At 61.4% G+C, this 23,790-nt stretch carries 31 protein-coding genes; 3 read left to right on the forward strand and 28 right to left on the reverse strand.

The genetic code is table 11. From position 1 onward, the window contains the following. Positions 1–272: 272 nt before the first annotated feature. From B9A15_RS10990 to istB, 19 genes are all read right to left on the reverse strand, one after another. The gene (locus tag B9A15_RS10990) at positions 273–1,688 is read right to left on the reverse strand and encodes an NADH-quinone oxidoreductase subunit N (RefSeq protein ID WP_084410112.1); all 1,416 of its coding nucleotides are present in this window, start codon (positions 1,686–1,688) and stop codon (positions 273–275) included. A 2-nt stretch (positions 1,689–1,690) separates the two neighbouring features. Beyond that, positions 1,691–3,190, reverse strand: coding sequence for a complex I subunit 4 family protein (locus B9A15_RS10995; protein ID WP_084410114.1), 1,500 nt, complete (start codon positions 3,188–3,190; stop codon positions 1,691–1,693). A gap of 3 nt (positions 3,191–3,193) precedes the next feature. Beyond that, positions 3,194–5,149: an NADH-quinone oxidoreductase subunit 5 family protein gene (locus B9A15_RS11000; RefSeq protein ID WP_084410115.1), complete on the reverse strand. Its 1,956-nt coding sequence runs from the start codon at positions 5,147–5,149 to the stop codon at positions 3,194–3,196. 3 nt (positions 5,150–5,152) lie between these two features. After that, entirely contained in the window at positions 5,153–5,458 is a 306-nt protein-coding gene (gene nuoK, locus B9A15_RS11005) for an NADH-quinone oxidoreductase subunit NuoK (RefSeq protein ID WP_084410117.1), read from the reverse strand. A 13-nt stretch (positions 5,459–5,471) separates the two neighbouring features. Beyond that, positions 5,472–6,077, reverse strand: a complete 606-nt coding sequence (locus B9A15_RS11010; protein WP_084410118.1) for an NADH-quinone oxidoreductase subunit J family protein — start codon at positions 6,075–6,077, stop codon at positions 5,472–5,474. Then, positions 6,068–6,985, reverse strand: coding sequence for a complex I subunit 1 family protein (locus B9A15_RS11015; protein WP_084410120.1), 918 nt, complete (start codon positions 6,983–6,985; stop codon positions 6,068–6,070). Before B9A15_RS11015 ends, B9A15_RS11010 begins: the two co-directional genes overlap by 10 nt. After that, positions 6,985–8,238 (reverse strand): hypothetical protein, encoded by a 1,254-nt coding sequence (locus B9A15_RS11020; protein WP_139798336.1) that lies wholly within the window; start codon positions 8,236–8,238, stop codon positions 6,985–6,987. The genes B9A15_RS11015 and B9A15_RS11020 overlap by 1 nt, the downstream gene beginning before the upstream one ends. Then, on the reverse strand, positions 8,229–8,447 hold the full coding sequence (locus B9A15_RS23380) for an NADH-quinone oxidoreductase subunit A (RefSeq protein ID WP_244556904.1): 219 nt from the start codon (positions 8,445–8,447) through the stop codon (positions 8,229–8,231). The genes B9A15_RS11020 and B9A15_RS23380 overlap by 10 nt, the downstream gene beginning before the upstream one ends. 307 nt (positions 8,448–8,754) lie before the next feature. Then, on the reverse strand, positions 8,755–9,468 hold the full coding sequence (locus B9A15_RS11030; protein WP_170923264.1) for a hypothetical protein: 714 nt from the start codon (positions 9,466–9,468) through the stop codon (positions 8,755–8,757). Beyond that, on the reverse strand, positions 9,431–9,925 hold the full coding sequence (locus B9A15_RS11035) for a c-type cytochrome (protein WP_244556905.1): 495 nt from the start codon (positions 9,923–9,925) through the stop codon (positions 9,431–9,433). The genes B9A15_RS11030 and B9A15_RS11035 overlap by 38 nt, the downstream gene beginning before the upstream one ends. Beyond that, a complete protein-coding gene (locus B9A15_RS11040; RefSeq protein WP_244556906.1) occupies positions 9,856–11,238 on the reverse strand; it encodes a multicopper oxidase family protein in 1,383 nt (460 codons plus the stop codon). The genes B9A15_RS11035 and B9A15_RS11040 overlap by 70 nt, the downstream gene beginning before the upstream one ends. 20 nt (positions 11,239–11,258) lie before the next feature. Then, positions 11,259–11,963 (reverse strand): L,D-transpeptidase, encoded by a 705-nt coding sequence (locus B9A15_RS11045; RefSeq protein WP_244556907.1) that lies wholly within the window; start codon positions 11,961–11,963, stop codon positions 11,259–11,261. Positions 11,964–12,041: 78 nt separating this feature from the next. Then, positions 12,042–12,326 (reverse strand): copper-binding protein, encoded by a 285-nt coding sequence (locus B9A15_RS11050; protein ID WP_084410128.1) that lies wholly within the window; start codon positions 12,324–12,326, stop codon positions 12,042–12,044. Between the two features lie 34 nt (positions 12,327–12,360). Further along, on the reverse strand, positions 12,361–12,747 hold the full coding sequence (locus tag B9A15_RS22530) for a hypothetical protein (RefSeq protein WP_139798337.1): 387 nt from the start codon (positions 12,745–12,747) through the stop codon (positions 12,361–12,363). A 36-nt stretch (positions 12,748–12,783) separates the two neighbouring features. Next, on the reverse strand, positions 12,784–13,272 hold the full coding sequence (locus tag B9A15_RS11055; protein WP_084410130.1) for a cupredoxin domain-containing protein: 489 nt from the start codon (positions 13,270–13,272) through the stop codon (positions 12,784–12,786). A 50-nt stretch (positions 13,273–13,322) separates the two neighbouring features. Then, positions 13,323–14,711, reverse strand: coding sequence for a multicopper oxidase family protein (locus tag B9A15_RS11060; RefSeq protein WP_084410132.1), 1,389 nt, complete (start codon positions 14,709–14,711; stop codon positions 13,323–13,325). A 42-nt stretch (positions 14,712–14,753) separates the two neighbouring features. Then, the gene (locus B9A15_RS11065; protein WP_084410134.1) at positions 14,754–16,205 is read right to left on the reverse strand and encodes a TolC family protein; all 1,452 of its coding nucleotides are present in this window, start codon (positions 16,203–16,205) and stop codon (positions 14,754–14,756) included. 404 nt (positions 16,206–16,609) lie between these two features. Further along, on the reverse strand, positions 16,610–16,972 hold the full coding sequence (locus B9A15_RS22535; RefSeq protein WP_139798338.1) for a hypothetical protein: 363 nt from the start codon (positions 16,970–16,972) through the stop codon (positions 16,610–16,612). Positions 16,973–17,180: 208 nt separating this feature from the next. Then, a complete protein-coding gene (gene istB / locus B9A15_RS11070) occupies positions 17,181–17,849 on the reverse strand; it encodes an IS21-like element helper ATPase IstB (RefSeq protein WP_280173792.1) in 669 nt (222 codons plus the stop codon). Here istB and B9A15_RS11075 point away from each other — a divergent pair. Then, positions 17,848–18,600, forward strand: a complete 753-nt coding sequence (locus B9A15_RS11075) for an IS6 family transposase (RefSeq protein WP_084410135.1) — start codon at positions 17,848–17,850, stop codon at positions 18,598–18,600. The two genes, istB and B9A15_RS11075, sit on opposite strands and share 2 nt — an antisense overlap. 30 nt (positions 18,601–18,630) lie before the next feature. Here B9A15_RS11075 and B9A15_RS11080 read toward each other — a convergent pair whose 3' ends face one another. From B9A15_RS11080 to B9A15_RS11115, 8 genes are all read right to left on the reverse strand, one after another. Beyond that, complete coding sequence (locus tag B9A15_RS11080; protein ID WP_084410137.1) at positions 18,631–18,855, reverse strand: C40 family peptidase; 225 nt, start codon at positions 18,853–18,855, stop codon at positions 18,631–18,633. A 70-nt stretch (positions 18,856–18,925) separates the two neighbouring features. Beyond that, positions 18,926–19,243, reverse strand: a complete 318-nt coding sequence (locus B9A15_RS11085; protein WP_084410138.1) for a DUF7673 family protein — start codon at positions 19,241–19,243, stop codon at positions 18,926–18,928. A 41-nt stretch (positions 19,244–19,284) separates the two neighbouring features. After that, complete coding sequence (locus B9A15_RS11090; RefSeq protein WP_084410140.1) at positions 19,285–19,575, reverse strand: hypothetical protein; 291 nt, start codon at positions 19,573–19,575, stop codon at positions 19,285–19,287. A 3-nt stretch (positions 19,576–19,578) separates the two neighbouring features. Further along, positions 19,579–20,001, reverse strand: coding sequence for a hypothetical protein (locus tag B9A15_RS11095; RefSeq protein WP_084410141.1), 423 nt, complete (start codon positions 19,999–20,001; stop codon positions 19,579–19,581). Further along, a complete protein-coding gene (locus tag B9A15_RS11100) occupies positions 19,994–20,260 on the reverse strand; it encodes a type II toxin-antitoxin system prevent-host-death family antitoxin (protein ID WP_084410143.1) in 267 nt (88 codons plus the stop codon). Before B9A15_RS11100 ends, B9A15_RS11095 begins: the two co-directional genes overlap by 8 nt. Before the next feature lie 100 nt (positions 20,261–20,360). Further along, positions 20,361–20,762, reverse strand: a complete 402-nt coding sequence (locus B9A15_RS11105; RefSeq protein ID WP_084410144.1) for a hypothetical protein — start codon at positions 20,760–20,762, stop codon at positions 20,361–20,363. Then, positions 20,759–21,526, reverse strand: coding sequence for a hypothetical protein (locus B9A15_RS11110; RefSeq protein WP_084410145.1), 768 nt, complete (start codon positions 21,524–21,526; stop codon positions 20,759–20,761). The genes B9A15_RS11105 and B9A15_RS11110 overlap by 4 nt, the downstream gene beginning before the upstream one ends. Next, positions 21,526–22,191 carry a hypothetical protein gene (locus tag B9A15_RS11115; protein ID WP_084410147.1) on the reverse strand — a complete coding sequence of 222 codons (666 nt, stop codon included), beginning with the start codon at positions 22,189–22,191 and terminating at the stop codon, positions 21,526–21,528. Before B9A15_RS11115 ends, B9A15_RS11110 begins: the two co-directional genes overlap by 1 nt. Positions 22,192–22,439: 248 nt before the next feature. Between B9A15_RS11115 and B9A15_RS11120 the strand changes: the two genes are divergently transcribed. Both B9A15_RS11120 and B9A15_RS11125 read left to right on the forward strand, forming a co-directional pair. After that, entirely contained in the window at positions 22,440–23,120 is a 681-nt protein-coding gene (locus tag B9A15_RS11120) for a thermonuclease family protein (protein WP_084410149.1), read from the forward strand. A gap of 50 nt (positions 23,121–23,170) precedes the next feature. Then, on the forward strand, positions 23,171–23,446 hold the full coding sequence (locus B9A15_RS11125) for a helix-turn-helix domain-containing protein (RefSeq protein ID WP_084410151.1): 276 nt from the start codon (positions 23,171–23,173) through the stop codon (positions 23,444–23,446). Between the two features lie 7 nt (positions 23,447–23,453). Here the strand turns inward: B9A15_RS11125 and B9A15_RS11130 are convergent, their stop codons facing one another. Further along, entirely contained in the window at positions 23,454–23,759 is a 306-nt protein-coding gene (locus tag B9A15_RS11130) for a hypothetical protein (RefSeq protein ID WP_084410152.1), read from the reverse strand. Positions 23,760–23,790: the final 31 nt, after the last annotated feature.

The following is a 23,790-nucleotide window of genomic DNA, read 5'->3' on the forward strand; positions in this document are numbered from 1 at the left end:
CTCAAACAGATACGTATTTAGATACATCAAGCCGAGCATAACGACGGTTGATGTTGCGATCATTGCTGCGAAGCGCCAGTATGACACCTGTTTTTCCTTCTCATTCGGTTGACAGTCGTGGTGAATCTAAAACCTTTGAAACGAACTATAGAAAATTAAAATGTTACCAATACATAAAAAGTTTGATTATCCTCAAAACATCAACGGATACAGAAATAATTATATTTTTATATTAATATCAAAGAGCCACAAGCCCCTGCTATGTTTTCTGTTTAGGTTGGTAGAAATGCGCTAACGCCTATCATTCCAATTAGGAATTGTGCAAAAATTCCAACAGCAGCCACTGAGATCAACGCGATTGTTGTGGCCACGCAAGACCATGATCCGAGCTGAAGGACACTTTCTGATGGTGCTCGCAAAACCATCGGCGTTACGAAGCGAAGATAATAAGCGAGTGAAACAACGGTGTTCACCAGAGCTGCAATCGCAAGCCAGACATAGCCGCCATCGATCGTCGCCAGGAACAGTTCCAGCTTGCCGACGAACCCGCCGAGAGGCGGGATGCCGACAAGGGAGAGGAAGGCGACGATGATGGCAATCGCGGACAGCGGCGCGGTCTTCAAGAGCCCCGCATAGTCACTTCGGTCGGTTCGGCCTCGCAAATGGGTGATGGCAGCAAAGGCAGTAAGATTGGCGGTTGCGTAGCCAAACAGAAACGTGACGAGAGCAGGTATGGCGTGATCGGTCAGACTAGTAACAGTGACCGCCATTAGGAGATAACCGGCCTGGCTCACCGAGGACCAACCAAGCATCCGTCTCATATCCTCCTGCCAAAGAGCTGCGAGATTGCCGAGGGTCATGGTGATAACGGCGAGTGCAGCGACCAGAGCGCGGATGGCAAAGTCCGTTTCCGGAAACAGGGAAACGAGCCTGGCGAGCGCGATGGCCGCCCCGATCTTCGGGACGACGGTGAGGAAGGCGGCGGAGGGCGCTGGCGCGCCTTCGGCGACGTCCGGCAGCCAGGCATGGGCTGGGACTGCGCCGAGCTTATAGGCCATGCCCACAGTGACAAGACCGAGGCCGACGAGGAGCAGCGGCGAGGCTTCCCCTGCCTGAAGGGCTGCCGCCATCTCGCCGAAGCCCGGCCCGCCGAGCAGGCCGATCATCAAGGTCGCGCCAAGTGCCAGCGCGGTGTTCGCCAGCGCGCCGACGAGAAAGTACTTCATACCCGCTTCGACGGAAAGCGCCCAGTCGCGGTGATAGGCGGCGAGCACATAGCCGGTCGCCGAGGACAGGAGCACGCCGATCAGAACGAGGAGCAGGTCGAGCGCCCCGGCGAGGACCATCGCGCCGAGGGTCGAGAAGAGGAGCATCGCGTAATATTCGCCATGCCGCGCGTCGCTCTCGAACCAGCGCGGGGAAAGGAGTACGGTGACGGCAGTGGCGAAGAGGATGAGAAGTCGGCCCTCGATGCTCGCCATGTCGAGGGCGTAGGTGCCCGAGAAGGTCGCGCGCCCTTCGCCATTTGCTTGGGAAAAGAGCAGCAGGGCGGCAATTGCGAGACCGATAAGCGCCACCGGTGCGTTCGTCCATTGCAAGTGGCGCGGCAAGAAGCTTGCGAGAAGCACGATGATAACGGCCGTCAGGAGGACGGCGATCTCCGGTAAAATATCTCCGAGCGGCATCATCTTTACTGCCCCACAGAGGGGTGGAAGGACGCAAAAGCGGAGCCTGTCTGGATCATGTCGAGAAGCCACCCCGGCAGAAAACCGATGAGGACGACGAAGGCGAGGAGCACCGCGAGCGGCCAGATCTCGGCATGTTTCAGGTCCCTGACCATCGCAATCTCCGGCTTAGTCTCGCCGAAGAAGATCTGCTGGCCCATCATCAGGAAGAGCGCGGCGGTGACGACGAGGCCGAGCAGGCCGATCGCCGCCAGTACCGGATAGACACCGAAAGTTCCGGCGAAGACTTGGAATTCGGCGACGAAGCCGGCAAGGCCCGGCAGGCCGAAGCTCGCAAAGGCCGCGAGAAAGTACGTCACCATCAGGAAGGGCGTCACGCGTGCGAGGCCGCCATAGCGAGCGAGATCATAGGTGCCGGTGCGGGCCTGAAAGCCGCCGGCGATCAGGAAGAGCGCGCCGGTGATGAGGCCATGGGCGACCATCTCCGTCACCGCGCCCGAGAGCGCGAGGGTACGGACGCTCTCGCTGCCGATCATCGCGCCGGCGGCGGCGATGCCGAGCACGGTGTAGCCCATGTGGTTGACCGAGGTGTAGGCGATGCGGCGTTTGAGGTTTGTCTGGCCCAGCGCCACGAGCGCGCCCCAGAGGATCGCAACGAGGGCGACGATCGCCAGCGGAAAGGTGTAGGCCGCGAAGGTCTCGCGCATCATCTGGAAGGGAATGCGCACCATGCCATAGGTGCCCATCTTGAGGAGGACGCCGGCAAGCACGGCCGAGGCCGGCCCCGGCGCCTCCACATGGGCAAGCGGCAGCCAGGTGTGAAACGGCACCAGCGGCGTCTTGATGGCGAAACCGACGAGAAAGCCGAGGAGGATGAGGCTGGAGCGCAGATCCGTTCCGCCGAGCGGCTGGGCGGCGATCAGTTCGCGCATGTCGAAGGTGAGTGTGCCGTTGGCGAGGACGAGGCCGAGGATCGCAAGCAGGATCGCGAGCGAGCCGGCGAGCGTATAGACGAAGAATTTCAGCGCCGCGTATTCGGCATTGTCATGGCCCCAGCGGCCGATCAGGAAATACATGCCGACCAGCGTCAGGTCGAAGAAAACGTAGAAGACGAGAAGATCAAGCGTCAGGAAAAGGCCGAGCGAGACGCCCTGCAGGAACAGGAACCAACCGTAATATTGCCGAGCCCGGCCCTTGGTCTCCGCCGGCCAGGCGATGGCGCAGAGGAAGAGCAGCCCGCTCATCAGCGAGACGGCGAGCGACATCCCATCGACGCCGACCCGCCAGGCGACGCCGAGCGCGTCTATCCAGCTCACTTCCGAGACCGACTGGAAGGCCGGCGCCTCCGGGCCGGTCTCGAAGCGGAGCCAGACGACGACGAGACAGAGAAGCGACAGGGTCGAGGCGCCGAGCGCGACGAGGCGGGCTTTCTCCTTGGTCACGTCCGACCAGAAGAACAGGCCGAGCGAGGCGAGGAGCGGAATGAGGATCGAGAGCGTCAGCATGGATCAGGACAGGCTCAAAAGGAGGATGATCGCCGCGCCGGCACCGAGCGTGGCGATGGTGTAGTAGTGGTGGGAGAAGCCGGTCTGGAGCCGCCGTGCATCGCGCCCGCTCTGGCCGACAGTCTGGGCGAGCCCCTCGACGAAGCCGTCGGTCAGCCATTCGCCGAAGCGGCTCGTGGCGAGCGAAACAATCCCGACAAGACCGGTCGCCTGCGCGGCAAGGCCTTCCGCGCCGGCCTCACCCTTGAGGCGTAGAATCCAGGAGACCCCCCGGCCACCGAGCGCGACAGCCCGCACGCTACCGTCGATGAGGCGATCATCGAGCTTCGCGGCCGCACGAGATAGCCATAGAACTGGTTCGGTGATCGCCGCATCGATCAGCGCTGGCAGGCCCAGCCAGTGGGCCACCTCGGCGGCGGGGCCATCACTGCCGAAAGTGAGATGTTGCCGCGCGATCAGCGTGCCTATGAGAAGGCCGAGACCCACGCCGATAAGCGAGAGGACGAGGGTGGCGACGCTCGCCTCCGGAAGGGTTGCTTGCAGGAGTTCTTCAGCGCTCGTGCGGACCGGCGGGAGCCAGAGTAAAGATGTAAAGAGAACGAAGACGGCGAGCAGCACCATCGCGCCAATCTCGACCTGGCGGGCGCGGGGCTGCGGCCAGAGCGGCGCGGTTTCGCCCGCGTCTTCATCGTCCTCGCTCTCTTCCTCGGGCAGGCCGAAGGCGGACAGCTGAAAACGGGCGGCATAGGCAGCACTAAGTGCCCCGGAAAGGATCACCGCTCCAGCGGCCCAAAGACTCCAATGCTCGGCAGCCGTCAACACTGCTTCTTTGGTCCAGCCCCCGCCAAGCGGCGGCAAACCGGCGAGCGACAGGGCGCCGATCAAGGTCAGGAGGCCCGCCAGCGGCAAAGCGCGGCCGAGGCGCATCGTCGAAAGGTCGTAGCTGCCGGTCTTGTCATGGGCGAGGCCGGCGGCGAGGAAGAGCAGCGCCTTGAAGGCGGCGTGGGCTACGAGGTGGAAGAAGGCAACCCCCGGATATCCCGCGCCGACGGCCACGAACATCAGCCCGTAATGGGCCGAGGTGGAGGCGGCGAGCAGGCGCTTGGCATGGGTCTGGAGCAGCGCGACGATGCCGCCCGAAAGCGCGGTCGCGGCACCCACGGCGATGATCGCGCCCGGCAGACCCGGCATCGAGGCGAGGAAGGGCTCAAGGCGGAGCAGGATGAAGGCCCCGGCGGCGACCATGGTCGCGGCATGAAGCAGCGCCGAGACCGAGGTGGGCCCCGCCATCGCTCGGAAGAGCCAAGGCGCGAAAGGGATCTGGCCGGATTTCGAGGCGGCGGCTAAGAGCAGGCCGAAGCCCACGACGATGGCCGGCGCGCCTTCCATCGCGGCAAGGCCGCCATAGGAAAACGAGCCTGTCACTGAGAAGACCGCCATGGCGGCGGCGAAAAGGCCGAGATCGCCGAAGCGCGTCATCAGAAAGGCATAGAGGCTGGAGGCGGTGTTCTCCCGCTCGCGCCATTCATGGGCGATCAGCAGATAGGAGCAGACGCCGACCAGTTCCCAGCCGATCAGCAGCGTCAGGAAATCCGCCGCGACGACAAGAAGCTCCATGCCGCCGACGAAGACGAGGAGGATGGCGACAAGCCGGCGCAGTCCCCGGCCCTCTTCGTGAAAAGCGGCATAGGCGAGGACAGGCAGCGCGATCAGCGGCACGAGGATCGCCATCGCGCCTGCGAGCGGCGGCAGGGCGGCCGTCAGGCCAAGGGGTTCGTGCCAGGCGATATGGCCGGTCCAGCCGTTCGCTGCGCCGAAGGCGGCGATGAGCGCGGTCAGCGCCATCGCCCCAACGGCGAGCCCCATCAGCAAGAACCGCTGACGATCTTCACTCCCGCGCGGCGCGACGGCCGTCGCGATGGCGAAGAGGATCGGCAGGAGGGGGAGGACGAAGGCCATCGATCAGTGCTTCATCGTGGTGAGGCTTTCGGTGACGTCGGCCTGTCGCTTGCGATAGACGGCGGTCACCAGCGCGAAGCCGATCGCCATGTCGACGGCCATCACCGCCATGATGATGATCGCCAGAAGCTGGCCCTCCGGCGCGCCGCCCATGGTGTTCGCCCAGAGGCCGATCACGGCGAGAAGCCCGCCGTTCAGCATCAGTTCGAGCCCCATCATCAGCATGACGAAACTCTGCTGCGACAGGGCGCCATAGAGCCCGATGCCGATCAGGGCCGCGGCGACGATGAGGACACTGGCGAGCGTCACGGGTCGGTCCCTCCTAATGATGGTGGTGATGATGGCCGCCGCCGCCCTGTTCGGGCTGGCGTCCTGCGGGTTCGCCGTCCGGTTCGAGGCCGGGCGGCCGGGAGCCCTGATCGGCCAGGCCGAAGCGACCCGAGCGCGAGGAGAGGATCACCGAGCCGATCATGGTGGCGAGCAGCGTCACCCCGGCTGTCTCGAAGATCAGCATGGAGGGCCCGAGAAGCTCGATGCCGAGATCATGGACGACCGGCGCGGCCGGATCGACGGGGATTCCGGGAAAGCTCGTGAAGAGGATCGCGACCGTGAGCCCGGCGAAGGCGAGGACGCCGGCGACAATCGAGAAGCGGTGCTGATGCACCATCATCATCGGATTGAGCCCGGCCGGGTTCATCATGAACATGACCATGAAAAGGGCCATGACCATCATCTCGACCGTCATCATGAAGATGGTCGCGACGCCGATGTAGGGGGCAGCGAGCATGACGATGATGAGCCCGACCGCGACGAAGGAGAGAAGCAGCAGGAACGACGCGCGCACCATGGAATCTGTGGCGAAGACGCGCCAGCCGGAGACGATCGCGACAGCCGAAAGGGCGAAGAAGAGGAGATCGGTCAGCCCCATAGCAGCAACTCCAGACCGACGGCGAGAAGCATGAGGAAGGAGAGCGGCAGGAGCATCGTCCAGATGACGCCCATCATGCGGGCGGGCGGCACGCGTGCGAAGAGGTTGCCGGCGGCGACAAGGACGACGAGGACCAATGCCGTCTTCAGGAGAAACCAGACGAAGCCCGGCAGGATCGGCCCGAGATAGCCGCCGAGAAAGGCCGTCGCTGTGACCGCCGAGACCGAGACGAGCATGGCAAGCCGTGCGATCTTCCAGGCGAGCAGCGCCGGGCCGGAAACGTCCGCCGTGGTGCCGCCGGCGAGATCGGCCGGGTCGGCATAGTCGAACGGACCGCGCAGGCTGATCGCAAGGCCGAGCATCAGGAAGAGGATCAGCCCCGCCGGCTGGCGCACCACGTTCCAGACCGTGCGCTGCGCCTCGACGATCTCGGTGAAACCAAGAGATTCCGCCGGCAGTGCCGCGCCGATCAGGACGAACATCGAAATTAGCATCGCCGGCAGGGCGATCGCCACATAGCGATAGGCCCCGATCAGCGGCAGCGGCGCATTGGCCGACCAACCGAACATGAAGACCGCAACGATGGTCAACGCCTCGCAGCTGCCCCAGACGACAATGCCGACTTCGCTTGGAATGGTGACGAGACCCGGGCCGAAGGGAATGACCGCTAGGCCGATAATCGCGAGTGCAAGGTAGAGCGCAGGGGCGAGAAACCAGAGCAGCGCGTCCGGCGCTTCGGTGCGGATGGGCTGGGTTTGCAGGAGGCGAGCGGCTTCAGCGATCGGCCGACGCCAGGACGGGCGAGCCTGCCCGGATATAAGAGCCGGGAGCATGCCGTCGGCGAGCGCAGCCCCGGCAAAGCCCACCGACAGAAAAAGGAGGAGAAGCAGGGCGGCGATGAGCTCCATCAGGCGTGGCCTCCATGGCGATTGTGATGCTCATGACTCTGATGCGAACTATGATCGCCTTGATCTTCGTGGCCCCCCTCACCCTGGTGCCCGCCATGGTCATTATGGCTACCACCGTGATCGTGATGACCGCCGTGGTCATGGTGCATGTGATCGCCATCATGATCGTGGCCGTCGCTCTCCTCGTCCGGCTCGTTCATCACCATGGCCAGCATCGATAGCGTCTTGTCATCGAAGCTGTTGAGGACGAGCATCGCCTCGGACCATTCGAGGCCGGGCAGAAGTGAGGAGAGATGCGCCGATTCCGGCAGTTCCGGCCGCGTCGCTGGTGAGGAACCGCCGGCGATGGCCAAGAGATCATTGAGACGGGTACGCAGATCGGCATGCCCTTCGAGCGCGCCCAGCCCCGGCGGGATGGCGAGCGTCGCGCCCGACCAGCGGATGGTACGACCGAGCTTTTCGAGCGTCGATGACGATCGATCTCCCGCCGCAAGCCGAGCGCGCTGGCTGAGCGCCGGCAGGCCGAGAAGATCGAGAAGCCGCGCCAGCCGCAAAAGCGCCTCTGGAGCATGGTCGCTCGCCGCTTGCCGCAGCGGCGCCCGGAGCACCTTGGCCAACTGGATTACGTCGCCCTGAAGCGTCATTTCCAAGAGCAGCCCCGGCGGAAACACCGGCAGAAAGGGGCCGAAGCGCGCCGTATAAGGATCGAGCGCGAGGCCGTCCCTCAAATCGTCGGAGGTCATCGCCATCGGCCGGCCATAAGGCGTGCCGCCCATCATGCCCTTGCCGCCCTGGCCATGGGGGCCGATACCTTCCCAGGGGTTGGGTGGTTCGTCGTGCAAGAGGTCCGGCTCGCTCGGCCGCTCGCCGCTGGCCAGTTCCTGCCAGAGCCCTTCGAGACGGTCGCGCACCGCCTCGTCCAAGCGCCTCGCCTCGCCTGCATCTTTGTCGCTTGCCAGCGTGCTGCCCGTGAAACGCTCCGCCTCCCCCAGCGCCTCGCCGACTTCGGCCTCCCAGAGAAGCGTCACGCGGGGATGAGGCATCTGATCATGCAGACGCCGCAGATCCTCGCGGTCTTCCAGCCGCATGCGCCCGGCGATCAGGAAAATTGCGGCATGGCGGGGGCTTGCTGCACGGACAAGGCGACCATCGTTGAACAGAAGCTCGACCCGGTCGCGCATCTCTTCGCCAGCCGCGACGAAGATCGGCGCCGGCGCCTCGCCCGCCCATTTCCTCAGCGCGCTCACTGCCACCGGAACACGCCCTCACGCCAGGCATAGACGATGCCGATGGAGAGGATCGCGAGGAACATCCCCATCTCCATCATCGCCTTGCCGCCCTCCTCGACGAAGACGACGGCCCAAGGATACATGAACATCATCTCCATCTCGAAGGCGATGAAAAGGAGCGTCATCGAATAGTAGCGAATGTGATAGCGCTGCCAGGCATGGGTATACGGCATGCCGCCTCCAAGGAAAGGTATCTGTTGAGGTGCTGTTGCCGAGCGCTGGACGCCATGGACTCCTCGAATCCACAACACCGATAGAACTCCGATAACAATGATCCAGAGGACGATCTCCATGCCCAACACCTCAATCGAGTTCAGAAGTTAAACTCCTCGTTCAGCCAACACGCATCTAGAGCGGCAATGTGAGCGAGGCGCTATGCAGCTAGATGAATAAAACACTTAATTCTTTAGCTGCACATCATCTGTGTATTCTTTCGCTTTTCATTGCAATTCTAGAATAAATTCGCAATGAAGGTGCATTCTATATACTTTCGATGTCTGGGTTTCGATTTTTTAATGATTCAATGTAATTAGTTGGAAAAAGAATATGATTTGCTGTATCCAGTCCCATATAGGACGCAATCTCGTTTGTAAAAGAAGAGCAATTGTAGGCAACGGCGTGCCAAAGTGGGCGGGATGACTGAAGTTCTTTTATGAACGAGTATAGTTTTCTGTATTCACCTGGGGAAAGGGCAATCGTCAGCTCGTTTTGAAGGTAAGCAATCTCGGTATCTCCATCCGAAGGACCTGTTTCGGACGGCACTGGCACCACATGGCCGATTGAGTACGGAACGTCGCTTGTCGAGGCGGGATGAAGCCCAGCGATCTCTGTCATCAACGGGATCAGAACACCAGATCGATCGTACGGAATGTTGCCGGCGGAATCGCGTTCACCAAACGCGACAAAGGAATGCCCGTAGCTTTCTGCATTTCTCGCTCGGAATGAAATAAAATAGGGCTTCTCTAAAAGGCCGACTGCACTTTTGCCAGAATATGGAGTAAATCGAACTGCGTCCGCAACGCCTTCAGCAGCACTTGAGAGTGCAAGAGAATTATCGTACTTCGCTGGTTGTGTAGCTGAGCATGCTGAGACGACGACAGCAGTCAACATCAGAACGAACAGTCTAAGTTTCATTTCAAGTCCCAGGGAAAGGCGATCAAAAGACGCCGTTGGCTTTTTGAACTTCTCGCACATAGGCAACGATGTCTTGAATTTGGCGAGTCGTGATGCCGGCGACAGGCGGCATGTTCCCGAACTGCCAGTGATGGGCTCTCGCGCCTTGCGTCGCCGCGATGAGGAAGGCCTGGTCGCCATGATGGTTCGGCTCGTAGATCCGGTGGATGAGCGGCGGCCCCTGTTCTGTGCCGCCAGCGTTCTCGCCATGGCACGCAGCGCAATTCTCCTTGAAGAGATCTTCGCCATAGGCAGCTTGCGCCGACAGTTCAGGCACGGTCACGTCAACGATATGGTCGGTGGTCGGCCCGCTGGGTGACGTTGCCCGCCAGATTAAAAGTGCGCCGACGGCGATGGCCCCTGTGATCGCGACGAGTGTTGTCTTGCTGATGTTCAACTCGGCTCTCCTCAGGCGACTTCGAACCAAGTCATCATGCCCGATGCCGAGTGTTCGAGCATGTGGCAGTGCAGCAGCCATTTGCCCGGATTGTCAGCGACGAAGGCGATCTCGATTGTCTCGTCAGGCATCATGAGATCCGTGTCGCGCAGCACCGGATCGAGGATGGCCCCACCATCCCGCGAGACGACTCGAAAGTGGTGACCGTGGACGTGCATCGCGTGCGGCCATGGCGTCTCGTTACGAATTTTCACGACGGCCGTCCGGCCTCGCTCGAACCGGGCGAGCGGTTCGTTCATATCGCCTGCCACACCGTTGAAAGCCCAGACCCGCCCCGTCTGAGCGAGCGAGCGGATATCCATCATCCGGCCATCATGCATCGCGCCCGTCATGCGCCCCATCGCGCCGCCTTCCATTCGGAGTTCGGCCCGTCGCGCATCCTGCAAATCGGACGAAACGGGGAGGCCTGCCGCCGGCAAACCGATCGGCTCCGGAAACTCCGCACGAACTGGTTCGCCCGAGACGGAGATTTCCGCGATGGCGACCGGACCGTCGCGCGTCTCGATGGTCATCGCGAGCGGTTTCGGGGATGCCGGAAAGTCGACGAGGAGATCTGCCCTTTGAGCCGGAGCCAGTCGAACCGGTCCGGGCATTTCGGCAAGTGAAGTCGCCATCCCATCGAGCGCCAGAAGGCGTGTCGCCGCGCCGCGGAAGCCGATGTCCATGATCCGCGCATTGGCAGCGTTGATTAGGCGAAGCCGAACGCGCTCGTTCGGCCGAAATGCAATTCGCGGCTTGTACCTGCCGTTGACTGTCACGACATTGCCGAGGCGACCACCATGGCTCCAGTCCATCATCTGCCCAAAGCTGTCTTCGATCGCCCCCGTCTTGGTGAGACGCCAGTCGTCGACGAGAAGAACGATGTCCCGGTCGGCGCCCTTCCATCGCTCGGCTTCCTCGACAATCAGCGCGCCGTGCAGGCCTCGAGCATTCTGCTCCCAAGAACGATCATGGGAATGGTACCAATAGGTGCCGGGATCGGGCGTCCTAAAGTCGTAAAAGAAACGGCCGCCGGGCTCGATCGCCTCCTGCGTGAGGCCGGGCACGCCGTCCATCGCGTTGTCGATGCGGATGCCGTGCCAATGGACGCTGGTCGGCTGGTCGAGGCCGTTCTCGACGACGACCTTCAGGCGCTCCCCGGCCTTTGCCCTGAGGACAGGCCCGGGCGCGGTACCGTCGAAGCCCCAAATCGCCGTCGGCGAGGCGAGATCGGATGGAAGAATCGAGGCTGAAGCTCGGCGCGCCGTCAAGACACGGGCCGTCTCGTTCTCTTTCGATAGGTCGATGACGCGACCGAAGGCTTTCTGGCTGATGACGGCTCCAGCCCCTGCCAAGAAGGCCCTTCGAGATAACTTCATAGGGCGGCCATCATAGAACTCGCCTCGATCTGACGCCTGGATGGTCTGACCTTGACCAGTGTTCCATCCGGGACGCGGCTGTAGAGATCGATGATTTCGTGATTGAGAAGCCTGATGCATCCCGATGAAACGGCTCGACCGATCGAATTGGCCTCTGGCGAACCGTGAATTCGATAAAGCGTGTCGACTCCATTCTGGAAAAGATAAAGTGCTCTGGCGCCAAGTGGGTTCGAGAGACCTGGCGGCATCCCGCCGTTTGCCGAGGAATACGGCTCCAACTCAGGCTGCCGCTCAATCATTTCTCGTGGGGGCGTCCAGGTGGGCCATTGCTTCTTGTATTGGACGCGCGCAGAGCCCGACCACGAAAAACCCTGTCGGCCGACACCGATGCCATATCGCAGAGCCTGGTCTCCTTCCTGGACCAGATAAAGATATTTCTCGTCTGGATCGACTACGAGTGTGCCCGGCTGCTCTCCAGTTGGATCATCGACGAGCTGCCTCCAATATTGCGGAGCGACGACCCCCGGGGGAACGGCAGGAATGGTGAACGGCTCTGAATAGACCGGGCCGTAATAGGTCGGATAGGTCCAAGAACCCGACGTGGCGTTCTGAAGTCGCGGTTGGATGCGAGGCGGGGCAGATGCGGCAATTCTGTTTGCAGACGTACATCCGCCGAGGGCCAGTAATCCCAAACCCGTCAAGGCTGTCCTGCGCGTAAAAGGCAAAATTTAACTCTCCATTCGAAGGCGCTCCGCTACGGAAAGCGGAGCGCCATTTCGTCATTTCATTTCGACAACAGTCAACTTGCCGCGAACCCGGTCGGCGATGAATTGAATGTTGCTGCCTTCTTTGGCCTTTTCGAGCATTGCAGGATCGGCGACCGAGAACACCATCGTCATCCCTGGCATGTCGAGGTTCGTCAGCGGACCATGTTTGATCGTGATCTTCTTCGCCTTGGTGTCGACCTTCTGAATGGTGCCCTTGGTAAATTCAGCCGCCATCACCGGCATCGCTGCTGAAACGGAAAGCGCTGCTGCTAGGCCAAGATTGATGATCGTCTTCATTTTGAAACTCCTTCAATAGCGTTTTCTACAGGGCTTAAAGCAAGCCGTAGTCAGAACCGGGCACAATCCGGATTGGTCCGACGCGAGTTGTCGCGACTGGAGCTTGGTTGTGATACTTATCGGCATCGACGTTGAACCGGGATTTTTCTTCCGCACGCTCAATGCCGTATTCAGAACCGGGCATCAGGTTGTGATCGGAAAGGGCCGGCGAGGAGCTTGGATAACCAAACGTCTGAGGCGAATGCTGCAGAATTGTGTGATTGGCAGAGTCTGCCGCGACATGACCACCTTGAGCGACAGCTATACGTTCTGCAGCCTCATGAGCCTCGATCCCAGCTTCTGAACCTGGAATAGAGCCTCCGGCATAACTCGCGTTGGATGCAATAATAGTTGCAAAGGTAGCGGCGATGAGGGTGCGCACTTGTGTTTTCCTTTTCAGAATTGGTGTTAGGACGCGTTATTTTGATGCGACGGTCAGCGGACCGTGCATACCGGATTCGTAGTGTCCAGGAATGAGGCAGGCGAACTCGAAGCTTCCTGGCTTGGTGAAGCTCCAGATAATTTCGCCGGAATTATCCGGTTCAAGACGGATTGCGTTTGCATCCGCATGCTCCATCTCCGGAAATTTCTCCATCAGAGCTTTGTGCTCTTGGATTTCGTCCATGGAGTCCATGACGAATTCATGTTCGGTTTCGCCTTCATTCACGATCTTGAAGCGAACCGTTTCGCCCGCCTTTACCTGAATGGCTGAAGGCGAAAACAGCATCGCGCCGTCGTCGTTCTCCGACATCACGACCTCAATGGTCCGCGCCACATTTGCCGCTTCGCCTGGCTTGCCGATGGCCATCTCATCGTCGTGGCCCCCGGAATGGCTTCCCGCTGCATAAGCTGGAAGAGCAAGGAGGGCGAAGGCTCCAACGGAAAGAGCCGCAACAAAAGTTCTCATGATGATCTTTCTCCTGAGTGTCTTGAAGAGTCCCTGTTCAGTCCCGGCTTCTAGTGGCCGGAATGGTCGCTGCCCGACATTTTGATCTGACGGACATCCGATTTTCGAAGGGCTGATCCATCCGCGCTTCCAGCAGGGGCTGTGGGAGCTGCGGCCAGAGCCCCAGTCCATTCGTAAGCTACCGTTCCTGGCGGATGCTCGTAGTCGCCCGGATCTTCGTAATCGCCGGCTTCGAGCCCGTCGCGAACCTTCATGACGGTGAACATGCCGCCCATCTCGAGCGAGCCGAATTGGCCCCAGCCGGTCATCATCGGGATGGTGTTGTCCGGAAGCGGCATCGACATCTCGGCCATGTCCGCCATACCCTTGGTACCCATCGGCATATACTCCGGCTGAACTTGGCGAATTTTCTTTGCGACCTCCGCCTTGTTCGCGCCGATGAACGTCGGAACTTCGTGCCCCATGGCATTCATGGTGTGGTGCGACTTGTGGCAGTGAAGCGCCCAATCGCCGGGATGGACCGCATCGAATTCGTAGGCCCGCATTGCGCCGACAGGAATGTCGATCGAAACCTCCGGCCAACGAGCTTCCGGCCGCACCCATCCACCGTCCGTGCACGTCACTTCGAAGTCATAACCGTGCATGTGGATTGGGTGGTTGGTCATGGTGAGGTTGCCAACCCTCACCCGCACCCGGTCCCCAGTGGCGGCGACCAGCGGGGCCACATCGGGAAAGATGCGGCTGTTGATCGTCCACATGTTGAAGTCGGTCATTTCCATGACGCGTGGCAGATACGAGCCGGGGTCGATGTCGTAAGCCGACAACATGAACACGAAGTCCCGGTCGACCGGCATGAAGGTCGGATCCTTGGGGTGAATGATGAACATGCCCATCATGCCCATCGCCATCTGCACCATCTCGTCGCCATGCGGGTGGTACATGAAAGTGCCGCTCTTCACGGCGTCGAACTCGTAGACAAAGGTTTTGCCGGATGGGATTGCCGGCTGGGTCAAACCGGCAACGCCGTCCATTCCGCAGGGCAGGATCAGACCGTGCCAGTGAACGGTCGTGTGCTCCGGCAACCTGTTGGAGACGAAGATGCGAACCCGGTCGCCTTCGACGCACTCGATCGTCGGGCCGGGTGACTGGCCATTGTAGCCCCAGAGATAGGCGGTCATTCCCTCCGCCATTTCCCGCTCCACGGGCTCCGCGACGAGGTGGAACTCCTTTACATTGCCGTTCATGCGGAAGGGCAGCGACCAGCCGTTGAGCGTAATCACTGGATTGTAATCAGGGCCGGCACTTGGAAGGGTTGGCGGCTGCGTTGCAGCACTCTCCATAATTGGAGCCTCGGGCAACCCCATTGCCGACGTTCGGGACCACGCGGTAGCGCCCGCAAGCGCTACACCAGCACCCAGGAACTGACGTCGAGAGACCATTGATATTCTCCACTCAGATGTTTGCTTGGAGTCCGGGTGACGTCACTCGTCACCGGCATCCGCGAGTTCGGTTTCCGCGTCCGCGTCGGGTGTGCCTTCTCCTCCGCCGTAGACCGCCGCCATCAGACCGGCATCAGCAAGATAAAACTCTCGCTTTGCATCTACAGAAGATAGTATTGCGGCAAGTTTTTGACGCGTATCTGCCAGCAAATCAAATGTATTTGTGATCATTCCATTGTATGTCAGGAGCGACTCCTTCTCGATCGTCGTTCGAATTGGAACAACGTTCGATCGGTAGTGCCGCGCAATCTCATGTCTGCCGCGATAAGCTTGAAATGCGGCCCGCGCTTCGGAGCGAATGTCGACAGCCTTGGCTGCAAGCTGGTTCGCAGCCTTCAAATACTGAAATTCTGCTTTCCGTAGACGCGCTTGGCCGCTATCGAAGATTGGAATTTCAAGGCCGATCTCACCCGCACCGGAAACGACGTTGGTCGACGTCTCGCTGCCGTCTTCGGCCTCTTCAATCTCCTCCTCGACCGAAATCCCAGCCGAGATTTCAAGATCGGAGAGGTATCTTGTCGCCTTGGTAAGACCATATGATCGAGCCAAAGCCTCCAGCTCCAGACGAGCGACTTGAAGATCGACGCGGTTGCGTAATGCTTCAGCTTCGATGGCCTTATAGGATTTTAAGGAACCTGGGAGTGACGGAAGCGCGTTCGGCACCTCGAATTTTAGGTTTTGCCCCCATACGCCCATGACTTTGTAGAGACGTTCTTTCGCAAGTTTCGCAGCAAGCCTTGCCTCGGCAGTCTGAGCTGTCAGTTCGGCATAGAACGCTTGTTCACGCGCCTGATCGACTTTCGGGAGTGCGCCTGTTTTTCCAAGCTCGAGAGCCAATTCTGCGGCGGCGTCGGCTGCGACTTTCGCCCTGTTGAGGTAGGACACGGCCTCCCAGGCAGATGCTGCGTCGATCCATGCGCGGCGAGTTTCCATCGCGAGAGCAAGCGTTGCGTCGACCGCGCGTAGCTGTGCCTGCAGCACACGCACTTCTGCAACATCCAGCCGGCGTTCTCGTGTCAAAAGTCTCATCAAGTTGGCAGCGATGAGTCCCTCGACGGATCGGGCGATGCCAATCCCGCTATATCCAACGGACAAGCTTGGATTTTGGAGCAGCCCCTCTTGCCAAAGATCGGCAACGGAAAGCCCGACATCCGCATAGGACGCCTGCAACGACTTGTTGTTGAGGAGCGCGACCTGAATTGCGGCATCGACTCCGACATATTTCGGTTTCAGGAGCATCGCTACGCGGTCCTGAGCAGATTTCGCCTGCGCTTGGCTTTGGATCCAGACGGTCTCTTTTCCGAGACGCTGGGCCGTTTGGCTTGAGACAGACGCAAAGCCCAGATCTGTCTCAAAATCCTCAGTCGCCGAGACGCACCCACTGATGAGAAGTGGCAGCGTTATGACACCGGAAATCAGTAGACGGCGCTTCATTGCCCTGTCTCCTGGCTTGTCGAGGGGACGGCTTCGAGCCGGACGCCACTGTTGCGCCAGCCACGTGGCTCAGTGACCGATCGGGGCGTGTAAGAGCCGATAACCGCCGTGCTCTGTACATTCGGCGATGCATATTGAGGGTCTGCAGCAGGAGGCATGGCAGAGACGTCCGGCAAACCGCGAGGTGCAGGAGCGCAGCCAGCCAGGACGAAACCCGAAAGGGTCACGCCGAGCGCTATCTTGTTCATGAGAGTGACGATACCGAGAGAAGTCGTGCGCCTGTAAAGGAGCACTTTGTGTCGACCGATCGACGCGGCTATCCAAAGCGGATAAGCGCGACGCTTCCCAAGCACATTGAGAAAATCAATGCGCCGTGCGACTCTGATCGAGGCCGCAAGCTACCTTTACAGGCGGGGAGGACGATCGTCGGCGGCAGGCTCTACGCCAAGGACAGCTCTCAGAGAGGTATAATAGGCGGTGTATTCGTAAGCCAAAGACATCAGCGGCGCATCAGGCCGACTATCGAGAGCCGAAACACATTGCACGAGGCAGTGCGACGCTCCTTTCGGATGATGGTCTTTCGAATGAGAGGTTTCGGGGTGTTTCGCTTCGTCGTCGCTTGCGGTCTGCATGGAAACCAATGCGACGGTGGCGGAACGCGCTCCCGCGTCAATAGAACGTGCATAGGCAGACGTTGCAGCGAACGCGCTTGCAAAGAGTGCAATCGCGAGCGACAAACGAACCGCCAATGTCAGCCATTGTCTCATATGCGCTATCTAGCTGCTCTTAGGGTTTCCTACAAGCTCCCCCCATTATTCGGACGGAGCACTGTGGTTGTTACACCACAGCGACTGTCAACGACGGAGCAAATCCAGGCCAGTTGGGCGGAGTAAAAGCAGGCCACGGCGGTGGCAGGCGCGACGCACGAAGGGGCCCGATCGGGCCCCTTCGTGCGTCGGCGATCGAGTCCGCGGATCAGGACGCAGAGATTTCGCCAGTATTGGGATCGACGGCGTCGGCGGTGGCCTGGTTTTGCTCCGCCCTTTTGTCGGAAGCAGAAGAGCGGCGGCTGCCGGAAGACTGCTTGAGCCGGTAGCTGTCGCCGTTCATTGTCAGAATGTGGACGTGATGCGTGAGGCGATCCAGCAGGGCGCCGGTCAGCCGCTCCGAATGCAAGACGCTCGTCCAGTCTTCAAACGGCAGGTTCGAGGTGACCACCGTCGATCCGCGTTCGTAGCGCTGAGAGAAGACCTCGAACAGAAGCTCGGCGCCGGTCGGCGACAACGGCACGTAGCCGAGTTCGTCGATGATCAGCAGTTTGACCGCCTGTAGATCGCGCTGCAGCTTCAGGAGACGGCGCTCGTCGCGGGCTTCCATGAGTTGATGGACGAGCGCGGCGGCGGTCGTGAAGGTGACGGTGAACCCCTTCTGGCAGGCGGCCAGGCCAAGGGCCAAGGCGGCGTGCGTCTTGCCCGTGCCGGAATTGCCCAGCGCGATTACGTTCTCGCGGCGAAGGATGAACTCGCTGCGGGCAAGCTCCAGCACCAGCATCTTGTTCGGGGCTGTCGCAAACTTTAGCCGCTTAACGGTTCGGTGACCGTGTTCGTCAATTTTCGGGCTCTCACCAACGGAGAGCCTTGCCATGATCCTGAACACAATCGTCGAAAAGCTAAGGCGGGCGTCAAAGGAGGATTTCAAAGGCCGGCAGTTCGAGGCGTGGCTGATCGTTCAGGCGGTGACATGGTACCTACGCTATCCGCTCAGCTATCGGGACCTTGAGGAAATGTTCGCCGAGCGCGGCTTCGCGGTCGACCATTCGACGATCAATCGCTGGGTTCTCACCTATGCGCCGCTGATCGAGAAGCGGTTGCGCCGGTTTCGCAAACCTCATTGTGGCTCAATCCGGATCGACGAGACCTATGTGAAGGTCCGCGGCCAGTGGCGGTATCTGTACCGAGCCATCGACAAGCATGGGAACGCCGTCGATTTCCTGCTGACGGCGAAACGCGACGCCGATGCGGCCAAGCGCTTCTTCCGCAAGATGCTGAAAGACGAGCCGCTGCTGTCGCCGACGTCGGTCGGCACGGATGGCGCTGCACCGTTCCCGACTGCCATCCGATCGGCCGTCGAGGATCGCTTGCTACCACTCGATCCCGTGCATCATGTCACGAAGCACCTTCAGCAAGGGATCGAGAGCGATCATTTCCGGGTGAAGAAGGCGATGCCGCGGATCGGCGGGTTCCGATCGTTCAACACGGCCCGGCGAACCATCAAAGGCTTTGAGGCGATGCTGTGGCTGAAAAAGGGCTTCGGCTTCGCCGGCGAGTGGACGGTCCATAGCCAGAACGACCTCCTCGCGCAGATCTTCGGGCTGCAAAAAGTTAACAAAGCCTGAAAATCCCCGCAAAGTTGGGGCTTTCGCGTTTTAGCGGCAAAGTTGCGACACGCCCGTTTGCCGCATGATGCCGACGTGGGTGACATGGCTGCCTGTCGCTTGCTTCAGGAACTCCGCCAGGGGCCCGGTCGACTCCTGGACGATAATGTCGCCCTCCAGGAGGCCTTCCCAGATCTCAGCCGCCGGCGCCGCCCAGACGACACAGCAGACGAGCGACATGCTGAGGAGAAGGCGAACGGGGGGTTTCGGGGACATGCGGGCGGTTCCTTCGGTCAATCCAGGGCTGAAGCGTTGCGAATGAGCCCTCGTCGATGACATGCCGGCTTCAGCCGTCGTTGTGAGCCATCAGATCGTGGCCGGACTTGACCAGCTCCGGGCGCCACTGCCGCACGAGATCCTCGAAGCGGGCGCCATACAGATCCTTGTCGGGATACTCGTTCAGACGCGAGACCTGAGCGAAGACCACCACCATGTCGTCGGCCACGCGCTGATCGACGTTCCACATGTCGGTGAAGTCGAAGCCGCCGCAGTCGCCCGCATTCCACCAGGCCAGCAGGAAATTCGCGCAACGCCGGCTCTGGCCGGTGCCGCCTTCGGCGATTGTCAGGAGCCGCTCCAGGGCGGCGGAAACGTGAGCATCCATTGTAGGTCCCCTCTCCTCATCCTGCTTGCCGGCGGAACAGGTCATTCCGTCAACGCCAGGTCCTTGGGCGGCTGTGAGGGCGCGCGGGCGACCGCGGCCCGCACCTCCAGCCAGCCGGGTCCGGTGTAGGTCTCCGCCCACGCTTCCGCTTCTGGCTGGCTCTCGAAGAAATGCGCCTGCCCGTGCAGTTCGCTGTAGCGCCGGCAGGCCTCGTCAAAGGGCACGGCGCTCTCGTCGAGCCGCGCGACGGCCGCGGTGACGTAGGCGTCCGACGCCCACCAGACGATCGGCGCCTGGCTGTCAGGCAAAGCAATGATGAGAAGCGGCGTCATCCTTCACCTCGTCCGGTCGATGCGGCCAATATGGGCGGCGATGGTGGGCCGCAGGGCGACCCGGATCTCTTCGAGGAATTTCGGCCCGAACTGCCCGCGCGGTCGTTGGCCGGGTTCGAAATAGTAGGACCGCTCGGCGATATCGTAGTTGTATTCGCTGACGGTGATCCAGCCTTGCCGAAGCTCGTCGAGCCCGGCACGTTTGATCTCTAGGCGCGGGATCTCCAGAGCGGTTTGATCAGGCTGCGGCGGAGTCCCCGAGATGGGCAGGATCACCAGATGGGTGAAGTTCTGGCGCTCATCGAAGAACGTCATCGCCAGGCAGACGGGCCGATCCTTCTGGCCCGACTCCTGGCCCCGCTTCATCTGCCAACGCCACAGGTAAGGGTAGCTGACGATCTGGCCGCTTGAAAAGCGACTAGTCATCGCGCCGGGCCTTGTACGCGGCCGATTGCCGATCCAGTTCCGTCACGAGGATCTCGGCCAGCTCCGGCGGCGTCTCACCCGGGCCGTAGACCCGGCGCGGATCGTCCTTGCGGAAATGGCGCTCATAGGCCTCGGCAGACATGACCACGAGCGAGGGTCGGCCGTGCTTGGTGAGCGTAAGAGGTCCGCGCTGCGCCTCCTCGTGGTAACGGCCAAAGTGGCGGATGAAATCGGCGGTGGTGATGGACTTCTGGTCCATGGTCAGTCTCCTTCGAGAGTTTTCTGCATTATACAGAAAATGCAGGCGGTCACAACGCGCGCTTCGAGCCTTGGTCCTGGGAGACGTCAATTGGGGTGTCTCACAGATCCAGCTCGGTCTGCTCGGGTGGAGCATCCTCCTCCCGTCCCTGCCAGGCGACGCGGCCGTTCCGGTAGATCGTGACGAAGCCGCCACCCTTGGCGCGCGGCGCCGGCGGCTTCTCCTCGTAGTTCCAACACACGGACTCTCCCGCGGTCGCGGAGAAGCTCGGCCGCTTGCCCCACGACAGGATCACGCGATCACAGGAACCCGCCGGGCGCTTCACGCGCCGACGCGAGAGGCCGAGCCGGAAAAAGTCATAGGCCCGCTCATCGGCTTCGGGGGGTGCCATCCAGTGCCGGCACAGCCGGCACTTCGCGCCGGACGGCAGGACCGGCGGCTCGTCGTCGATGGGCGGCCCACCGTTGTCGCCGATCCCGGGGCGATCGTCCCCGCCGCTCACGACGCCGCTCCCTGGCCGGGACGCGGCTTCCGGGTGACGATCAGGGACCGCTTGTCGGCCTCGCGCGCAAGACGCTCGATGGTGACGAGGTCCTCGTCCGAGCACGAGGGGCTCACCTCGAGCACGACATAGTGGCCGGAGCGGCCCACGAAGCTGTCGCGCAACCTCATGTTCGAGGGCGTGTAGAAGCTCTCGTTGGGCTCGACGAGCCGAACCTGAGACGTAATGAACAGGAGCTCGCCGCTTAGATTGCCGATGAAGGTGAACTTGTCGGCGCCGATCGTCTTCGGCCCGCCCCCGACCTTCGCGTGCCCGATCTGGCGGAAGGCTGCATTCCAGTTTTCCGGGTTCGGGGTGATGCGCGGGGTCAGCTCGCGGTGAAACTTCCAGGGTGGGCGCTCCGGATCGACCCGGCCTACGTCGATTTGGTGGAACAGGTCGAGCAGACAGGCCGGATCGGCGGGATAGGGGCACTCGCGCCAGAGCTGGCGCAGCAGGCCCCGCATGTTGTCGCCATGGGCGAACAGCCGGGCTCGGGCGCGGCGCCAATTAGCGGCGCGTCGGTCGCGGCCCTCCTGCTGCGCCTTCGGCCACCAGTCGGCACGGCGCGCCATCTCGGTGTCGACGTCGTGCTGCTCCTCGGCGATCAGGGGCGCCAGGAGCGGAAACTTGTTGCGCTTGGCCTTCTGCGAGCGATGGAAAGCCGCGCGCTTGCGGGACGTGTCGACATATGCCTCGACACGGGGCCAGCGTTTGAACCGCATCAGGCGGCCTCAGTGCCGTTGCCGGCGACGATCCGGGCGATGGCCACGATCGCACTGTGGCTGAGACCGGACAGCTCCAGGGTTCCCGAACCGCCACGGCCGAGACGAACCCGGCCGAAGACGTGGCCCTTGGCGACCAGGTGGGTGCGCCCGCTTTGGTCGTTCGTGTCGACGGCCGGATTTCCGAGAATGCTGCCGAGATCCCGGCTATGATCGTCAAGGTGACGGCCGAGGCGCGCGCGCTTCTCGCGCAGTTCGACGAGCTTGCCATGGAAGGGTTCGGACGGCTCGATGACTTGTCCGATCAGATCCTCAGCGATCGCGTCCGGATCGGCGAAGCGGTCGAAATGATGGATGGGCAGCTTGACGAACATCGGGGCGACGGCGTCGCCGTCGGCGATGATGTTGCGGCGGCGTTCGGTCCGGCGATCCATGGTGGCGACGCCGCGCTTGCCATGGGACGAAACCTTCAGGACGAAGCCGTCGCTGCGCGAAAGGGTCCAGGTCGCGGTATGCGGCCCGACCGTCAGATCGTCATGCTCGCCGGGAGTCCAGCCTTCACCGGTCATGCGAGCGAGCGCATCGGCGAGGAGGAAGACGAAGCTCTGCCACTGGCTATGGAGGCAGGCGTTTTCGCGGGCGAAGGCAACGGCGTGTGCGGTCATCGGATTGATCTCCGACGGGCCAGGGAGAGCCGATCTCTCCTCGCTTTGAAGCCCGTCGAATGGGCTTCCCTGCCTTTTCCTCTCGACGTTCGGCCGCAGCAAGCAGGCGACGGATTGTCGTCGGGGCTTCCATTTCTGGGCTCCCCCCGTTGAAGTGAGGCGAGTTTTGGAACACGCCAGCAAGGTGTTCCTACCGGGTTGGCCCGTTGACGGGGCGGTAGGGCCTTGAAGGGAGAGCAACGGTGAGAATGATCGTCATGAGCCTGGCGCTGGCGCTGGCGACCGGCTCTGCTGCCGCGCAGACCATTTCGGGGCCGGTTCGCGTCATCGATGGCGATACGATCGCGATCGAGGGCGCTGAGGACAATGTCCGGCTGAACTACATCGATGCTCCGGAAAAGGATCAGAGCTGCGAAAACGCCAGAGGCAGCCTCTATCAGTGTGGGAGGGCGGCGAGCGATGCGCTCCGGCAGATGATCCCGGCGGGCACGCAGGTCACGTGCACAGTCGAAGGCCGCGACGGTTACGACCGCTATCTCGCCCTCTGCAAGGCCGGTGATACGGACATCAACGGCTCCATGGTCGCCTCTGGCTGGGCGCTCGAGTACGTGCGCTACAGCGATGGTCGCTATGAGGCGTTCGAGGAGCAGGCAAGGGCGGCGGGGCGCGGCCTTTGGCAGGGCTCCTTCGTCAGGCCTTGGGAATGGCGCGATGACAGACGCCAGGAGCGCTTCGAGGCTGACCGCAACGAGGCGCTCGCCGCGAGCGAGTGCGCCATCAAGGGGAACGTCAGCCGGAACGGACGCATCTATCACCTGCCTGGGCAGGTCGACTATGATCGTGTTCGGATCGACGAGAGTCGCGGCGAACGCTTGTTTTGCACCGAACAGAACGCGAGAGACGCGGGTTGGCGGCCTGCCCTCCGATAGGCTCGTTGTGCAGAGGGACTTGCGGGAAGAGAAAGGATGAAAGCGCGCGTATGAACCTGGACCTGCTTGACGAGTACGATCTTTTCGTCGGCGCCAAGATACGAGAGCTGCGCCGGGAGCGAGGCATCTCCCCGGTCGATGTGGCCGCTTATATGCTGACCAGCAGACAGCAGCTATTGCGGTACGAGAAGGGGAAGAACCGCATCCCCATTGCCCGTGTGATCCTGGCGGCCGAAAGGTTTGGCGTTCCCCTCGCCGTCTTCACTCCGCCCATCAAGCTCCAAGGTCAGGTCGAGACCGAAGCCGAGATCGAAAGCGCAGGCTGAACCGCACTCACGCTTTGCGCGTCATTTCGTGCAGGTTCGCGGCTGCGCGAACCTGAAGGATCATCGACAGCGCTTCGGCATCGTTCGCCGCGTCGACCGGATCGCGTTTCAACGCTTCCTCGAGCGCCGCCTTCAGCCAACAGCTACAGGCCGAACTGGCCTTGATCTCTTCGACATAGGCATCCGCTGCGGCCTGACTTTCGACGTTCTTGAACACTGACAGGTCTGGCATGATCGCTCCCTTTGTCGCTCGTCGTTCGAGCCTGCCGCTGCGCTTCGATGCTCCGCCTATGGCCAATTCGCGCTCAGCCATTTTTTCGCTTGCTCCTCTAGTTGCTGGAGGA

Source organism: Fulvimarina manganoxydans, assembly GCF_900176465.1.
Classification (GTDB): domain Bacteria; phylum Pseudomonadota; class Alphaproteobacteria; order Rhizobiales; family Rhizobiaceae; genus Fulvimarina; species Fulvimarina manganoxydans.

What these genes read in the sequence shown, in the direction of transcription:
- B9A15_RS10990 (WP_084410112.1), bottom strand. Translation starts at nt 1,688, where the DNA reads ATGATGCCGCTCGGAGATATTTTACCGGAGATCGCCGTCCTCCTGACG.
- B9A15_RS10995 (WP_084410114.1), bottom strand. Translation starts at nt 3,190, where the DNA reads ATGCTGACGCTCTCGATCCTCATTCCGCTCCTCGCCTCGCTCGGCCTG.
- B9A15_RS11000 (WP_084410115.1), bottom strand. Translation starts at nt 5,149, where the DNA reads ATGGCCTTCGTCCTCCCCCTCCTGCCGATCCTCTTCGCCATCGCGACG.
- B9A15_RS11010 (WP_084410118.1), bottom strand. Translation starts at nt 6,077, where the DNA reads ATGGGGCTGACCGATCTCCTCTTCTTCGCCCTTTCGGCTGTCGCGATC.
- B9A15_RS11015 (WP_084410120.1), bottom strand. Translation starts at nt 6,985, where the DNA reads ATGGAGCTCATCGCCGCCCTGCTTCTCCTCCTTTTTCTGTCGGTGGGC.
- B9A15_RS23380 (WP_244556904.1), bottom strand. Translation starts at nt 8,447, where the DNA reads ATGCCGTATACCCATGCCTGGCAGCGCTATCACATTCGCTACTATTCG.
- B9A15_RS11030 (WP_170923264.1), bottom strand. Translation starts at nt 9,468, where the DNA reads ATGTGCGAGAAGTTCAAAAAGCCAACGGCGTCTTTTGATCGCCTTTCC.
- B9A15_RS11035 (WP_244556905.1), bottom strand. Translation starts at nt 9,925, where the DNA reads ATGGCTGCTGCACTGCCACATGCTCGAACACTCGGCATCGGGCATGAT.
- B9A15_RS11050 (WP_084410128.1), bottom strand. Translation starts at nt 12,326, where the DNA reads ATGAAGACGATCATCAATCTTGGCCTAGCAGCAGCGCTTTCCGTTTCA.
- B9A15_RS11055 (WP_084410130.1), bottom strand. Translation starts at nt 13,272, where the DNA reads ATGAGAACTTTTGTTGCGGCTCTTTCCGTTGGAGCCTTCGCCCTCCTT.
- B9A15_RS11060 (WP_084410132.1), bottom strand. Translation starts at nt 14,711, where the DNA reads ATGGTCTCTCGACGTCAGTTCCTGGGTGCTGGTGTAGCGCTTGCGGGC.
- B9A15_RS11065 (WP_084410134.1), bottom strand. Translation starts at nt 16,205, where the DNA reads ATGAAGCGCCGTCTACTGATTTCCGGTGTCATAACGCTGCCACTTCTC.
- B9A15_RS22535 (WP_139798338.1), bottom strand. Translation starts at nt 16,972, where the DNA reads ATGAGACAATGGCTGACATTGGCGGTTCGTTTGTCGCTCGCGATTGCA.
- B9A15_RS11075 (WP_084410135.1), top strand. Translation starts at nt 17,848, where the DNA reads ATGATCCTGAACACAATCGTCGAAAAGCTAAGGCGGGCGTCAAAGGAG.
- istB (WP_280173792.1), bottom strand. Translation starts at nt 17,849, where the DNA reads ATGGCAAGGCTCTCCGTTGGTGAGAGCCCGAAAATTGACGAACACGGT.
- B9A15_RS11080 (WP_084410137.1), bottom strand. Translation starts at nt 18,855, where the DNA reads ATGTCCCCGAAACCCCCCGTTCGCCTTCTCCTCAGCATGTCGCTCGTC.
- B9A15_RS11085 (WP_084410138.1), bottom strand. Translation starts at nt 19,243, where the DNA reads ATGGATGCTCACGTTTCCGCCGCCCTGGAGCGGCTCCTGACAATCGCC.
- B9A15_RS11090 (WP_084410140.1), bottom strand. Translation starts at nt 19,575, where the DNA reads ATGACGCCGCTTCTCATCATTGCTTTGCCTGACAGCCAGGCGCCGATC.
- B9A15_RS11095 (WP_084410141.1), bottom strand. Translation starts at nt 20,001, where the DNA reads ATGACTAGTCGCTTTTCAAGCGGCCAGATCGTCAGCTACCCTTACCTG.
- B9A15_RS11100 (WP_084410143.1), bottom strand. Translation starts at nt 20,260, where the DNA reads ATGGACCAGAAGTCCATCACCACCGCCGATTTCATCCGCCACTTTGGC.
- B9A15_RS11110 (WP_084410145.1), bottom strand. Translation starts at nt 21,526, where the DNA reads ATGCGGTTCAAACGCTGGCCCCGTGTCGAGGCATATGTCGACACGTCC.
- B9A15_RS11115 (WP_084410147.1), bottom strand. Translation starts at nt 22,191, where the DNA reads ATGACCGCACACGCCGTTGCCTTCGCCCGCGAAAACGCCTGCCTCCAT.
- B9A15_RS11120 (WP_084410149.1), top strand. Translation starts at nt 22,440, where the DNA reads ATGATCGTCATGAGCCTGGCGCTGGCGCTGGCGACCGGCTCTGCTGCC.
- B9A15_RS11125 (WP_084410151.1), top strand. Translation starts at nt 23,171, where the DNA reads ATGAACCTGGACCTGCTTGACGAGTACGATCTTTTCGTCGGCGCCAAG.
- B9A15_RS11130 (WP_084410152.1), bottom strand. Translation starts at nt 23,759, where the DNA reads ATGGCTGAGCGCGAATTGGCCATAGGCGGAGCATCGAAGCGCAGCGGC.